This window comes from Arthrobacter sp. PTI12 (assembly GCF_056679915.1).
The window spans coordinates 2,244,692-2,258,898 of sequence record NZ_CM155256.1 but is presented as its reverse complement, the minus strand read 5'-3'; the positions used below and the strand labels follow the sequence as shown (position 1 = coordinate 2,258,898).

Here is a 14,207-nt window from a genome sequence, read left to right as displayed (position 1 = left end):
AGATCAAGTACGCACTTCACGCTCCAGAGCAGGAGTACCCGCGAAGAAGTGTCGGACCGGGATGACACACTTGTTGCATGACCGAGCCGCTCCTCGCACACGCCACCGAACGCGGGCGTATGTATTCCCGATCCGTCACGAGTGATCCCCTGGTTCCTTCGATCACAACCGTCATCTCGCAGGCTCAGAGTTCCTCGCTGGATGGCTGGTTCGGATACATGGCCGCCAGTGCCCTTGCACAGGATCCGCGCCTGGCGTCCTCGCTCGGCAACCCAAGCGAAATGCGGGCAGTCATCAAAGACGCTTCGAAGGCAGCCGAGCGCTACCGTGATGATGCCGCGCGGCGCGGAACACGTGTCCATTACTACTGTGAGCAGGTTGCTCTCCGCGACCTCGGACGGTCCCACCGCCTCGACGAGGCCCGCACGGATCTTGCCCAGCATGGGGAGGATGCCTTCGCTGCCCGTTTCGATGAGTGGTGGGATCTTTACCAGGTAAAGCCGATCGCACCCGAAATTACCGTCTGGAACTCGGAACTGGGCTATGCCGGGACCCTTGACCTGGTGGCCACGATCGCCGGACGCTTATGCGTCGTCGATTTCAAGACCCGCGCCACGGATCGCGATGGCATGGTGAAGCCGTTGGACGAGAAGGTAGTCATGCAGCTCGTTGCTGGTATGAAGGCACAGGAGTCGTTGGTGGACCCGCATGCAGGCACCTGGGAACCCTGGAAATACGGGGAAGATCCTGTTCTGCTGGGTGTGGCGATCGGCCAGACCGAAGTCCGGGCGCATCGGGCAAATCCGGATGTCCTCAAAGAGCACTGGTTCAAGTTCTGCGCCCTGCGGCGGGCGTGGGAAGCCGGCAGCAATGCGGCCGGCGCGGGACGCCCGCTCCTGACCGTTCCTCCGCCGCCGCGGGCCGCTGTTGGGGTGGCTGCGACCAACAGGTTGGAGAGCTCAACCGGCAGTGGCAGCGCCGGACGTCCCCCAGAGGAAGGGAACCGCGACTACGCGCCTCAGGGCGGGGTTCCAGAGCATTCGATGGAGGGTTGAGGATCGCCCTGGCCTAGAATTGACCAGGCATTCTGGACAGAAGGGCGTGGTCGGCGGCTTTCCATTCCCGTCCATGGCGTCGCAGACAATTTCCCAAGCACAGATGAGGATGTTCAACCGGATGACGGTTCTGAGTATCAGAATGATCGGTGATCCCGTACTACGGACGCCTGCGGCGCAGGTGACCGAGTACGGTCCGGACCTGGCGCGGCTGGTGCAGAACATGGTTGAGACCATGCATAGCGTGCGGGGTGCAGGGTTGGCGGCGCCCCAGGTCGGTGTCGGCTTGCGGGTTTTCACTTATGCCGTTGACGGAGAAGAAGGTCATGTCATCAATCCGCGGCTGACGGCTTCCGGCGGGCTGCAGACCGACGATCAGGAGGGCTGCCTCTCTGTGCCGGGCATCGGGTTCCCACTTCCGCGCGCCGAGGAGGTCCTGCTCAAGGGATTCAGCGTGACCGGAGAACCGGTGCAACTCAACGCCACGGGGATGCTTGCGCGCTGCTTCCAGCATGAAACCGATCATCTTGATGGGCGTCTTTACATAGATCGTCTGGCGGGCGAGGACCGCCGCAGCGCCATGCGCGCTATCCGTAACGGACGCTACAGCGACGTCACTCTCGACACCGTATCCAAGCGGTCCGGAAACGTCGGATCAGCGTTCGGCATGAAAGCGTCCCTGCCGGGCAGCCAGGGCGCCGGCGCATGAGAATACTTTTCGCCGGAACGCCTCAGGTGGCAGTGCCGTCCCTGAATGAGCTTCGTTGGGCCGGCCATGAGGTCGCCGCCGTGCTCACACGGGCGGATGCCCTTGTGGGGCGGAAGAAAGTCCTCACGCCGAGTCCCGTTGCCCAGGCTGCAGCCGAGGCAGGTCTGGAGATCATCAAGGCAAACCGTATCGACGAGCCGGTTGTTGAGCGCTTGAAGGCGCTGGACCTGGATGCTGCGGTGATCGTCGCATACGGCGGCCTTGTTCCACCCGCAGCGCTGCAACAACCCCGGTTTGGTTGGATCAACCTCCACTTCTCCCTGCTGCCGTCCTGGCGGGGTGCGGCACCCGTGCAGCACGCGCTGATCAACGGGGATGACATCTCGGGGGCATCCACGTTCCTTCTCGAGGAGGGCCTGGACACCGGGCCGGTGTTCGGGACAGTGACGGAGCCGGTCCGTTCCGAGGACACTAGTGGCGTCCTCCTGGAACGCCTGTCTCAGAGCGGCGCGGTACTTCTTTCCCAGACGCTTGCCGCGCTCGAGCAGGGACGCGCAGTCCCTGTTCCCCAAAGCGGCGAAGTGTCCCTCGCTCCCAAGCTCTCGAGCGCCGACGGAAGAATCCGTTGGTCTGATCCGGCCCTCGCAATCAAGCGCCGGATCAGCGGTGTGACACCGGAACCCGGTGCATGGACCTTGCTGGACGGACAGCGCGTCAAGCTCGGAGTAGTTCTTCTTCATCCCGACATCGGAGAGATTCCTTCGGGCCGCGTTCGTGAAAGGGACGGGGCCGTGCTCGTGGGGACAGGCTCGCATGCGGTCCAACTGACGGAGGTTCAACCTGCAGGCCGTTCTATGCTCGCCGCTGCCGAATGGTTCCGCGGAACTCGCCGAGAGGATCTGATTTTCGAATGACACCTGAATACCGGTCCGGAGAATCAAGCCGTCGCAATGAGCGGGGACGCGAACGCAACAGGTCAGGTGAGCGTAAGTTCTCCGCGACCGCACCGGGAGAACGCACCCGGCGGGCGGATCCGGCCCGCCTCGTGGCTTTCGAAGTCCTGCGGGCTGTCGCGGCAGACGACGCCTATGCGAACCTCGTGCTGCCGACCAGCATCCGCAAGCATCGCCTTGGCCGTCAGGACGCAGGCTTCGCCACCGAATTGGCTTACGGGGCTCTTCGCGGTCAGGGCACGTATGACGCCATCCTCTCGCTGTGTGTCGATCGTCCGCTTGCGCAGCTTGATCCGGCTGTCCTTGATGCGCTAAGGCTAGGCGTCCACCAGTTGATGGCAATGCGCGTCCCCCCGCACGCAGCACTTGACCAGACGGTGGGGCTTGCCAGAGCCGTCATTGGAGCCGGACCATCTTCCCTGATCAATGCCGTACTTCGGAAGGTTTCCCGCAAGTCCTTTGCTGAGTGGCTAGACATGCTCACAGAGGGGGTTGAGGACCCTGTCCGCGTCAGTTCGCTGCGCCATAGCCACCCGGAATGGATCGTCCGCACCATGCGGCAAAGCCTCGTGAATCACGGGCGTTCCGTCGTCGAGATCGACGACCTGTTGGCTGCAGACAATGCCGCGCCCGTCGTCAACCTGGTTGCATTGCCGGGTATCGGAGAACTTGACGAAGCGCTGGAAGCCGGTGCCCGCGCAGGCGAGCTGGTGGCGGATTCAGCGTTGTTCGCCGCCGGCGACGTCGGCCGGCTTGAGTCAGTTCGATCCGGCCGAATCAGAGTGCAGGACGCCGGATCCCAGCTGGTCGCGCGTGCCCTGGCCGCCGTCGAGGTTGATCATCCTCCGGAAGACGGCGAAGAGTGGCTTGACCTGTGTGCCGGTCCGGGTGGTAAGTCGGCCCTGCTGGCCGCGATCGCCGCCCAGCGCGGTTACAGGCTCGTAGCAAACGAACCAGCCGAACACCGTGCAGCGCTCGTCCGGCAAGCCCTTGCCGCAGTGGATCCGGCCGTATGGAGCGTACGTGTGGGTGACGGGCGCAGCATCGGGGAATCCTACCCTGGGGGATTCGACCGCATCCTTGTCGACGCGCCGTGCACCGGTCTGGGTGCGCTCCGCCGCAGGCCTGAGGCCCGTTGGCGCCGCCAGCCCTCCGATCTCGCGGAACTGGGACCCCTGCAGCGGGCTCTGCTCGCGGAGGCCCTCGAAACGGTTCGTCCGGGCGGTGTGGTGGCCTATGTCACCTGCTCGCCGCATCCCGCAGAAACTACGGCCGTCGTTCAGGACAGCCTCCGCGGCAGGGACGGTTACGTGCTTCTGGACGCGGGCCAGGTGCTGGATGGCGTGAGCAAGAGCGGTTCACTCCACGCGGGCCATGAGTCAACGGCGCAACTGTGGCCGCACGTACACGGTACCGATGCCATGTTCCTCGCCCTGATTCGACGGGCAACCTAGCGTTCGAGTCCCGACGGTTCACCCCCAAAGAAAGGTCGAACATTGAGAACCTGCTGCATTCACCCAAGCATCCTGTCGGCGGACTTCGTCAATCTGCAGTCCGAACTCGGACGCATTTCCACTGCGGACGCCGTGCACGTGGACGTCATGGACAACAGCTTCGTTCCCAACCTCACGCTCGGGCTTCCAGTTGTGAAACGGATTCAGGCAGTGAGTCCCGTCCCGCTGGACGTGCACCTCATGATTGACGACGCCGACCGCTGGGCCCCTGAGTATGCCGCCGTGGGTGCCGCTTCAGTCACATTCCATGCCGAAGCGGCTCGGGCACCGATCAGGCTGGCACGGGAATTGCGTTCAGCAGGCACACGCGCGGGTATGGCTCTGCGCCCCGCTACCGCCGTCGAGCCCTATCTGGACATGCTCGGCGAGCTGGACATGCTGCTCATCATGACAGTGGAGCCCGGCTTCGGGGGACAGTCTTTCCTTGATGTGACGCTTCCCAAGATCCGGCGGGCGGCCGAGGCCATCCGCGGCTCAGATTTGCCGCTTGTCATTCAGGTCGACGGGGGTATCACGAAGGACACCATAGTCCGCGCAGCCGAAGCCGGAGCTACGGTTTTCGTGGCGGGGTCTTCGGTCTATGGTGCAGAAGATCCCGCGGAGGCCATCGCGGGGCTCCGGCGGGCAGCGTCTGACCAGCACACCCGGTAGGCATTAGGGCTTAGGCCGGCGGTATGCCGGTCAGGGTGATACGCAGCGCCCGCGTGTCGGCAGCCGCCTGGCGGAGCACGTCCTGGCGTGGGTCGGGTACGGGCAGGAGAGGCAGGCGGGGGAGACTGCGGTAGGCAGCCAGTCTCGCGTGCCCAAGGCACTCGGAGAAAAGCTTTGCGTCGCCGCCCGGCTGTAGGCAGGCAGGATGGTCCGCGTCGAAGAGGACAGCCGCCCGCTCTGCTGCGGTATCGACCAGTGCATCAGCCTGGTTGGCCCTTCGCCGGGCGAACCGCTGCTGGGACCAGCCGCCGGCGGCGGTACGTGACTGGACATAGCGGGTGCCGTTCTTCGAAGCGATGAGGGCTCCCTCCCTTGCAATCCCGACGCCGTAGCCGCCGCGCCGGATCAGGAGCACACCTACGGTGACTGGAACCGACGAAACCCGGATCAGTGCTTCAATCGCCGGCTGCGGCTCGGACGGCATCGGTTCACTGAAGACCTCACTCCGGCTGAGAACAGCAAGGGGAGCGGCGATCTCGGCCCTGCACCCATTTGCGGCCCGCAGGACCACAACGCCGGCCTTGCGATCGGCGTGTTCTGCGGAGAAAGTTCCGTTTCGCTCGCCGAAGCGCTGCACCCAGCCGGCCAGGCGCTCGGGCGTGACCAGCACCGACCGTTTGTCCTGCACGTCGCTTCCTTTCGGACCTGTGGGCATTGGGTGTCAGAGGTTCACAGTAGCCTTGGCACTGTGAACGACCTATTCAGCCTCGACTCCGACGGCTATGGCGAGCCGGCTACCGCCTCGGGGACGGAACGCAACCGGCCACGCAGCCCGCTGCCGGTGCGGATGCGCCCGCGCACGGTCGATGAAGTGGTTGGGCAGCAGCACCTCCTCGGTGTGGGGTCTCCGCTTCGGACCTTGGCGGCAGGGGAGCCGGCCGCACGCACGGGAGCTCCAACGTCCGTCATCCTTTGGGGGCCGCCCGGTACAGGAAAGACCACGCTGGCGCATGTCATTGCGCGCGGTCAGGGCCGCAAATTCGTCGAACTGTCTGCAATAACCGCAGGCGTCAAGGACGTCCGCCGGGTGATGGATGAAGCCCTGTCCAACCGGGACCTGCACCGCATCACAACAGTTCTTTTTCTGGATGAGATCCACCGTTTTAATAAGGCGCAGCAGGATGCGCTGTTGCCCGGCGTCGAGAACGGCTGGGTAGTACTCATTGCGGCCACTACGGAGAACCCGTCGTTCTCGGTTGTCTCCCCGCTGCTGTCCCGTTCCCTTCTGCAGACGCTGAAGCCGCTCACTGAAGAGGACATCAGTGCACTGCTGCAACGCGCCGTGGAGGACCCGCGCGGCCTGGCAGGAGAAGTCGCGCTCGAGGAGGATGCGCTGGCGCACCTGGTGAGGTTAGCCGCCGGCGATGCCCGTCGGGGACTGACGGCACTTGAGGCAGCTGCCGGCGTCGCATGCTCCGCGGTATCGGAACAGGGACCGGACGAGGATGAAGACGGGGAAGCGGAAGAGGCATCGGCGAGCGAAGGAGCCCACCCTGGACCTGTCCGCATCACGCTCCAGCATGCCGAAAAAGCTGTTGACGTCGCTGCCTTGCGCTATGACCGCGCAGGGGACCAGCACTATGACGTGGTCAGCGCCTTCATCAAGTCCCTGCGCGGTTCAGATGTGGATGCCGCGCTGCACTACCTGGCCCGCATGCTGGAATCCGGCGAAGACCCCCGCTTCGTGGCACGCAGACTGATGATCTCCGCGGCGGAGGACGTCGGGATGGCAGATCCCACTGCGCTCCAGACAGCGGTTGCTGCGGCACAGGCCGTTCAGCTGATTGGAATGCCGGAGGGCCGCATCATCCTCGCGGAAGCTGTCGTGCATATTGCCACCGCACCGAAGTCAAACGCCGCCTACAACGGAATCAATCGGGCTATCGCCGATGTTCGGGCGGGAAAGGGGCAGGGCATACCCGCGCACCTTCGGGACGCCCACTATCCCGGCGCACGGCAACTGGGCCACGGGAAAGGGTACGTTTATTCACACGATGAACCCCATGGAATCGCGAGCCAGCAGTATGCACCGGATGACCTAGTGGGCACCGACTACTACGTTCCGACTGACCGGGGTACCGAACGGACAGTTTCCGCGCGGCTGGAGAAACTTCGCGCCATTATTCGGAACCGCTGAGCACTGCTAGGATAGTGCGTTGACTGGCAAGTCGCGGCTCATGCATGCCCGCTACCCGCAGGTCTGAATTAACTCAGATCCCTTGGGCAGCAGCACCAGTGAGAACCCGCGGACTGTAGTACCGGAAAAGCGGCCCCTTCCGGCTCTCCGAACGTGGAGGCCAGCGACACCAAAGAGCTCACGGCGTTCGCCTCGTGAGCTGCTTCGCCGCAAAACAGTGAAAGGTAAACGTGGCTAACAACACACGTGCCCGCCGCAAGGTCCGCATCTCGCGGGCCCTCGGCATTGCTCTGACCCCGAAGGCCGAGAAGTACTTGGAGCGTCGTCCGTACGCACCGGGACAGCACGGCCGCTCCCGCCGCAAGCAGGACAGCGACTACGCAGTACGCCTGCGCGAAAAGCAGCGTCTGCGCGCGCAGTACGGTATCCGCGAAGCGCAGATGGCCCGCGTCTTCGAAGAGGCCCGCCGTACAGCCGGCCTGACCGGTGAGAACCTCATCGAACTGCTCGAAATGCGCCTTGACGCACTTGTGCTGCGTGCGGGTTTCGCACGCACCAGCGCCCAGGCACGCCAGCTCGTGGTTCACCGTCACATCATGGTCGACGGTGCACGCGTGGACCGTCCGTCGTTCCGCGTCAAGGAAGGGCAGCTCATCCACGTGCACAGCCGCAGCGAGACCATGGTTCCGCTGCAGGTTGCCGCAGCAGGCGCTCACCGCGATGTGCTTCCGGCAGTTCCCGCGTATCTTGACGTTCAGATTGAGAAGCTCCAGGCCCGCCTGGTCCGCCGCCCCAAGCGCTCGGAGGTCCCTGTGACCTGTGAAGAGCAGCTCGTGGTGGAATACTACGCCCGCTGATCCAACGCCGAATTCGGCGTGTCGGCAGTACAACTGAACATCAGTTACCCAAGAGCCCGCGGCGCACGCCGCGGGCTCTTGAGTAGGTAAGGTACATAGGGAATCGCGGGCGCCTGCCCGCTCTGCGCGAGGACTAAGGAGTTGTTCACGAATGTCAGGTGGAGATATCGCCGGGCTGATTGCCGCCGGAGTCTTTGCGATCCTGGTCGCGCTGCTTGCCATCCCGGTGTGGAAGCTTGGCAAGGTTTTCGATGAGCTTCGCCAGGCCATCCGGTCCGTGAGCGAGGGCACCACTCCGCTCATCGATGAGGTCACCAGCACGGTGTCGACAACCCATCAACAGTTGAAGAACGTTGACGGGATCACCTCAAATGTGTCGGACGCCTCGGCCAACATCTCCGCGCTGTCGTCGCTGGTCGCAGCCACAGTGGGATCCCCGCTCATCAAGGTGGCGGCGTTCTCCTACGGGGTGCGCAACGCATTCGCCTCAAGACGGAAGCCGGCCTCCCGCCGTCGTAGTCGTTGATCGATACCTCACGTACAAGACGCACTTACAACAGACGAGGAATTCTTGATGATCAAGAGGGTTTTCTGGCTCGCGGCAGGTGCCGCTATCGGGGTCATAGCGGTACGCAAGGTATCTGCGATGAAGTCGGCTGTCGGTCCCGAGGGACTGAACCGTGCTGTCGCGCAGCTGACCGACAGCGTCGCCGACTTCGCCGACGTATTCCGGCAGGGAATGCTGGAGCGCGAGACCGATCTGCGTGCTGCGCTAGGCGTTGATACCGAGCACCGTTCCTGATCCCTGAATCACCCGAAACCGCCGCTGCGCCCCGTCCGCGCGCAACACCGAAGGATTCCCATGAAGTCCCAAGAGATCGCCCGCCGCTGGCTCGACTACTTTGAACGCCAGGGACACACCCGCGTGCCGTCGGCCTCCCTGGTGTCCAGCGACCCGTCACTGCTGTTCACTGTTGCCGGTATGGTTCCCTTCATTCCCTACCTGACTGCACGCGAGGTGCCGCCCTACAGCCGAGCGACGAGCATCCAGAAGTGCATCCGTACCGCGGACATTGAGGAAGTGGGCAAGACCGCCAGGCACGGCACGTTCTTTCAGATGTGCGGAAACTTCTCCTTCGGCGACTACTTCAAGCAGAACGCCATACGCATGGCGTGGGAGCTGCTGACAAGCAGTGTGGAAGACGGCGGCTATGGACTGGCTGCCGACCGGTTGTGGGTCACGGTGTACCAGGACGACGACGAGGCCCTCGCCATCTGGCGGGACGAAGTGGGATTCCCAGCCGGACGAATCCAGAAGATGGGGAAGAAAGACAACTACTGGAACACCGGCCAGCCTGGCCCCGGCGGGCCGTGCTCTGAAATCTTCTACGACCGCGGGCCGGAGTACGGCAGGGACGGCGGACCGGAGGCGGACGAAGACCGTTACATCGAAATCTGGAACCTCGTGTTCATGCAGTACCGGCTCTCGGCCGTGCGCAGCAAGGATGATTTCGACATCGCGGGTGAACTGCCCAAGAAGAATATCGACACCGGCCTGGGCCTGGAGCGCCTGGCAATGGTGCTGCAGGGCGTAGAAAACATGTACGAGACCGATCAGGTTCGCCCTGTATTAGACAAGGCTGCGGAACTGTCCGGCCGCGAGTACACCAGTGCAGAATCCGACGACGACCCGCACCACCAGGACGACGTGCGGATGCGTGTCGTGGCCGACCACATCCGTTCAGCCCTGATGCTGATCACCGACGGTGTGACGCCGTCCAATGAAGGCAGGGGCTACGTCCTTCGACGGCTGATACGCCGGGCGGTGAGGGCGATGCGCCTGCTGGGTGTTGAGAAGGCGTGTCTGCCGGAGCTCCTGCCCGTTTCCCGGGACGCCATGAAGGGTGTCTACCCGGAGGTCGAGCGGGACTTCGAACGCATCAGCCGGATCGCCTATGCGGAAGAGAAGGCGTTCCTGCGCACCATCGCTTCCGGCACGGCCCGCCTCGAGGAAGCCGTCCGCGAGTCAAAGAGCGCGGGCCGGAACCTGTCCGGCGAGGACGCATTCAGCCTGCATGACACCTACGGGTTCCCCATCGATCTCACCCTTGAAATGGCTGAGGAAGCCGGCGTGAAAGTCGACGCCGAAGGGTTCCGCGCACTGATGCTCGAGCAGCGCGAGCGGGCGCAGGCTGACGCGCGCGGCAAGAAGGCCGGGCACGCTGACATGACGGTTTTCAACGAGCTGCTCACAACTGGTGAGACGGTATTCACCGGGTACGACGAATTGACCAGTGAGGCTGTGGTGCGGGGCATCATCAGCAACGGAGCGTCAATTCCCGCCGCGCGTCAGGGCGAGGAAATCGAACTGATCCTCGACCGGACCCCGTTCTACGCCGAGGCCGGTGGACAGGCCGCGGATGTCGGCCTGATCACGGGGAACGGCTTCACCGTGGAGGTCACGGACGTCCAGAGGCCAATCAAGGGATTGAACGTTCACCGTGCGCTTGTCCGCGAGGGCGAAATCACGCAGGGTGCGCCTGTTACCGCAGCCGTGGACCGTCAACGTCGCCATGCGGGTGAACAGGCACACTCGGGAACACATATTGTCCACGCTGCGCTCCACCAGGTCCTCGGCCCCGACGCGCTGCAGCGCGGTTCGTTCAATAAGGCCGGATACTTGCGGTTCGACTTCTCCTGGGGAGAGGGCATCAGCACGGCAGCCCGCTCTGAGATTGAAGAAGTCTCGAACCTCGCTATCCGCAGCAACCACACCGTCGAAACGAAGGTGATGGGCCTCGATGAAGCCAAGGCACTAGGCGCAACGGCGCTGTTCGGGGAGGCATACGGAGACAGGGTGCGCGTCGTCGAAATCGATGGCGAGTGGTCGCGCGAATTGTGCGGCGGCACCCACGTCGACTCAACGTCGCTGATCGGTACGTTGACACTGCTCGGGGACCAGTCGGTGGGATCCGGCAACCGCCGTGTCGAGGCCCTCGTCGGCATGGACGCTTTCCGGCACGCTGCCGCTGAGCGCGCTCTGGTTACCGAGCTCTCGGAAATGTTGAAGGTGCCCTCCCCGCAGCTTCCGGAGCGCCTCGGCGCAACCCTGAACCGGCTCAAAGCAGCCGAGAAGGAACTGGAGCGCCTGAGGAAGGAACAGCTGTCGAACGCCGCCGCCTCGCTCGTCGCTACCGCCCAGGACCTTGCCGGCGTGCGCTTAATCATCCACGATGCCGGCACCGTCGGCAGTGCGGACGATCTCCGCAATCTCGCGCTCGATTTGCGGGGACGCCTCGGCTCAGGAGCCGCTGCGGTTGCTGTGGCCGGAGTCAGCAAGGACCGTCCGGTGGTCCTCGTCGTCACCAACGAGGAAGCACGCGCAGCAGGGGTGAAGGCCGGTGCGCTGGTGCGTACCGCTGCAGGTATCCTCGGCGGCGGGGGCGGCGGCAAGGACGACATGGCGCAGGGCGGCGGATCCGATCCGGCTAAGGTTCAGTCGGCGCTGGAGTCCATCCGCGCCGCCGTGGCGGCCAGGTAGCAGGACCTCCTTCCATCGTGGCATTCGGAGAGTACCCTCGAGGGGTCAAGATCGGCGTGGACGTCGGCATGGTTCGCGTTGGAGTTGCGGCCAGTGACAGAGACGGTCTGATCGCCACGCCCGTCTGCACTCTCAATCGGGATTCGCGGAAGAACAGGGACTTGCGCCTGCTTCTCAGGAACATTGTGGAGCTGGCAGCCGTTGAAGTATTCGTTGGGCTGCCACGCAACCTGAGCGGGACCGAGTCCGCCTCAACGGCCATGGCACGCAGTTACGCGGCGACCCTTGCCGGCATGATCTCCGAAGCCCACATGGACGTGCCGGTGCGATTGATCGACGAGCGGCTCTCCTCCGTTTCGGCCCATAGGTCGCTTCGGCAGGCTGGCTTGAACAGTCGTCAACACCGTAAGGTAGTAGATCAGGTGGCAGCCGTGGAGATCCTTCAACATGCCATCGACATGCAACGTAACCTTGAGCGGGATGTGGGGGAGCCGGTCGTTCAGGACCGGCGGCGAAGTCTTGATCCGCCGTCGGCCTCATCTGAGGAGTCAGACATTTCGCAAACCTACAGTGGGAGGAAAGAGGAGCAGTGAGCCATCGTCATCCTCCTTTCCCGGCAGCAGACCACGGAGCTGAACAGCACCCCGACGATCATTTCGAGGAGCATTACCCGGTGCACCCCGAGCCAGTCGAGCAGTTTTTCGAAGCAGACCTCCCGTCCCGCCGCAACCGCCGGCCCTCCAAAGCGCGCCAACGCCGCCGGAGGCGCAGGACCATCGTCATGCTGGTGGTCGTCCTTGGATTCGTCGGAGTAGTGGTCGCCGTCGCCATGTTCCTCAGGAGCCTCCTCGGTGTAGGGGAAGTTACTGATTACGCGGGCCCGGGAACAGGGTCGGTGACCTTTACAGTCGACGCCGGCGCCGGACCGCTGCTCGTCGGTAACAGTCTGGAGCAGCAGGACATCGTTGCCAGCGCAGACGAATTCCTCAACGCTTTTTCCTCTGTTGCCGACGGTCGCGTGATCCAGCCCGGCGACTACGAGTTGAAATACCAGATGAGTTCCGAGGAAGCAGCGAAAGCGCTGCTTGCAGACGCTGATTCCAAGGTGCACTATGCTGCCGTGGCCAGGGATTTGAGGCAGAACGAGGTCTTCGACATCCTGGCCGAGTCAACGGGGATACCGCGTGAGGAATTTGAGGCGTTAGCCGAGGACCCAACACAGTTCGGCATTCCCGAACAGTCACCCAGCCTGGAAGGGTATCTCTATCCCGGCGAGTACCGCTTCGATCTTGATGTAACCGCCACTGAAGTGATCCAACAGATGGTCGACAACACCAAGGCGGCCCTTGAGGATGCAGGAGTCACCGACCCAGCCGAGCAGTACCGCATCCTGACTATCGCGAGCATCGTCCAGGCCGAGGCCGGCCAGGCCGATTACGCGCAGGTAGCCGGCGCCATCATGAACCGACTGGGCCCGGACAATACGGAGACAAACGGTCTGATCCAGTCTGATGCGACGGTGACCTATGGGCTTGGACGCAAGAGCTATAACCTGACGCCTGAGGAAAAGGCCGACACCTCGAACCCGTACAACACGTACGCCAACGAGGGACTGCCTGTCGGTCCTATCGGGTCACCCAGCGCGGAAGCGATCGAGGCTGCGGTCAACCCAGCCGATGTGCCCTACTACTACTGGGTAACCGTCAACCTGGACTCCGGAGAAACCAAGTTCTCGGAAACGCTTGCCGAACATGCACGATATGTCGCGGAGTACCAGGCGTGGTGCGCTGACAATGTCGGAAGGTGCGAATAGGTGGTTCCCGATCAGACGCCGGCCCAGTACCGGGCCGGCGTCATCGGCCAACCCATCGCGCATTCGAAATCACCGCTCCTTCACAGCGCTGCCTACGCCTTCCTGGGTCTTGACTGCAGTTACACGGCAATCGACACTTCGCCGGATTCGCTCAAGGACAGGGTGGCTGAGGTCAGGGCGAATCCTGCCTGGCGCGGGCTGTCTGTCACCATGCCTCACAAGGCTGCTTCCCTGCCGCTTATGGATGAGCTGGGGCCAGGGGTCGCTGAACTCGGGGTAATCAATACCGTGCGCGCTGTTGGGACGGGCCAACAGCGGCGTCTGATGGGCTACAACACCGACATCGACGGGATCTTCCGTGCGGTACGCCACGCCGGCGCCGGGTCCCCGAAGGAGGCCCTGGTGCTCGGTGGCGGCGGGACGGCCTCAGCGGCTGTCGCTGCGCTGGCACGCATGGGAGTCGAGCGGGCGCAGATCTGCGCCAGATCACCGCAGAAGGCAGAATCCCTGGCTGAACTCGGTCGGCGGCTCGGTATCGCCGTGAAGCTCAGCGGGTTCAGCGAAGCCGCAGAGCTCTGCGGAAGCTCGTCGCTGGTGATCTCTACGCTGCCGCCGCACGGGGCGGATGAGCTTGCCGGCGCACTGGGTGCGGCAGCAGCGCGAGACGATGCTGGACTGCGGATTGACTCCGACCCTCGCGTACTTCTCGACGTGGCCTACGACCCTTGGCCCAGCGCCCTGGCCCGGGCGTGGTCCTCGCTTGGCGGCGTCATTGTTCCAGGCCTTGAGATGCTCCTCTACCAGGCTGTGGAGCAGGTGAAACTCTTCGCCGGGGATGCCTTTCGAGAGGAGTCCGCTGTCATAAATGTGATGTGTGACGCGGTGGGGGCCCCCCGGCGCTAGCGGCGCCCTTGGGC

14 protein-coding genes are annotated in these 14,207 nt (G+C 63.7%); 13 read left to right on the top strand and 1 reads right to left on the bottom strand.

What is annotated here, in order from left to right:
- Positions 1-77: 77 nt before the first annotated feature.
- The 5 genes from AC1MBU_RS10815 to rpe all read left to right on the top strand — a co-directional run bounded on the left by AC1MBU_RS10815 (position 78) and on the right by rpe (position 4,882).
- Entirely contained in the window at positions 78-1,055 is a 978-nt protein-coding gene (locus AC1MBU_RS10815) for a cytochrome (RefSeq protein WP_471671747.1), read from the top strand.
- 121 nt (positions 1,056-1,176) lie between these two features.
- Complete coding sequence (gene def / locus AC1MBU_RS10810) at positions 1,177-1,764, top strand: peptide deformylase (RefSeq protein WP_479787191.1); 588 nt, start codon at positions 1,177-1,179, stop codon at positions 1,762-1,764.
- Positions 1,761-2,678: a methionyl-tRNA formyltransferase gene (gene fmt, locus AC1MBU_RS10805; protein ID WP_277357302.1), complete on the top strand. Its 918-nt coding sequence runs from the start codon at positions 1,761-1,763 to the stop codon at positions 2,676-2,678. Before def ends, fmt begins: the two co-directional genes overlap by 4 nt.
- Positions 2,675-4,171 (top strand): RsmB/NOP family class I SAM-dependent RNA methyltransferase, encoded by a 1,497-nt coding sequence (locus AC1MBU_RS10800; RefSeq protein ID WP_277357303.1) that lies wholly within the window; start codon positions 2,675-2,677, stop codon positions 4,169-4,171. Before fmt ends, AC1MBU_RS10800 begins: the two co-directional genes overlap by 4 nt.
- A gap of 42 nt (positions 4,172-4,213) precedes the next feature.
- On the top strand, positions 4,214-4,882 hold the full coding sequence (gene rpe / locus AC1MBU_RS10795; protein WP_056549406.1) for a ribulose-phosphate 3-epimerase: 669 nt from the start codon (positions 4,214-4,216) through the stop codon (positions 4,880-4,882).
- A 10-nt stretch (positions 4,883-4,892) separates the two neighbouring features.
- On the opposite strand, the gene AC1MBU_RS10790 is transcribed toward rpe, so the two are convergent.
- Positions 4,893-5,570 carry an acVLRF1 family peptidyl-tRNA hydrolase gene (locus tag AC1MBU_RS10790; RefSeq protein ID WP_277357304.1) on the bottom strand — a complete coding sequence of 226 codons (678 nt, stop codon included), beginning with the start codon at positions 5,568-5,570 and terminating at the stop codon, positions 4,893-4,895.
- A gap of 60 nt (positions 5,571-5,630) precedes the next feature.
- Between AC1MBU_RS10790 and AC1MBU_RS10785 the strand changes: the two genes are divergently transcribed.
- The 8 genes from AC1MBU_RS10785 to AC1MBU_RS10750 all read left to right on the top strand — a co-directional run bounded on the left by AC1MBU_RS10785 (position 5,631) and on the right by AC1MBU_RS10750 (position 14,193).
- The gene (locus tag AC1MBU_RS10785; RefSeq protein WP_471671743.1) at positions 5,631-7,079 is read left to right on the top strand and encodes a replication-associated recombination protein A; all 1,449 of its coding nucleotides are present in this window, start codon (positions 5,631-5,633) and stop codon (positions 7,077-7,079) included.
- A gap of 230 nt (positions 7,080-7,309) precedes the next feature.
- The gene (gene rpsD, locus AC1MBU_RS10780; RefSeq protein WP_056549410.1) at positions 7,310-7,936 is read left to right on the top strand and encodes a 30S ribosomal protein S4; all 627 of its coding nucleotides are present in this window, start codon (positions 7,310-7,312) and stop codon (positions 7,934-7,936) included.
- Positions 7,937-8,087: 151 nt separating this feature from the next.
- The gene (locus tag AC1MBU_RS10775) at positions 8,088-8,462 is read left to right on the top strand and encodes a DUF948 domain-containing protein (RefSeq protein ID WP_056549411.1); all 375 of its coding nucleotides are present in this window, start codon (positions 8,088-8,090) and stop codon (positions 8,460-8,462) included.
- A 48-nt stretch (positions 8,463-8,510) separates the two neighbouring features.
- Positions 8,511-8,738: a hypothetical protein gene (locus AC1MBU_RS10770; RefSeq protein WP_056549412.1), complete on the top strand. Its 228-nt coding sequence runs from the start codon at positions 8,511-8,513 to the stop codon at positions 8,736-8,738.
- A 60-nt stretch (positions 8,739-8,798) separates the two neighbouring features.
- A complete protein-coding gene (gene alaS, locus AC1MBU_RS10765) occupies positions 8,799-11,477 on the top strand; it encodes an alanine--tRNA ligase (protein ID WP_479787190.1) in 2,679 nt (892 codons plus the stop codon).
- Between the two features lie 17 nt (positions 11,478-11,494).
- Positions 11,495-12,070: a Holliday junction resolvase RuvX gene (gene ruvX, locus AC1MBU_RS10760; RefSeq protein ID WP_346028236.1), complete on the top strand. Its 576-nt coding sequence runs from the start codon at positions 11,495-11,497 to the stop codon at positions 12,068-12,070.
- On the top strand, positions 12,067-13,290 hold the full coding sequence (mltG, locus tag AC1MBU_RS10755) for an endolytic transglycosylase MltG (protein ID WP_056549416.1): 1,224 nt from the start codon (positions 12,067-12,069) through the stop codon (positions 13,288-13,290). The genes ruvX and mltG overlap by 4 nt, the downstream gene beginning before the upstream one ends.
- Positions 13,291-14,193: a shikimate dehydrogenase family protein gene (locus AC1MBU_RS10750; protein ID WP_479787189.1), complete on the top strand. Its 903-nt coding sequence runs from the start codon at positions 13,291-13,293 to the stop codon at positions 14,191-14,193. It begins immediately after the preceding gene.
- The last annotated feature ends 14 nt before the right edge of the window (positions 14,194-14,207 follow it).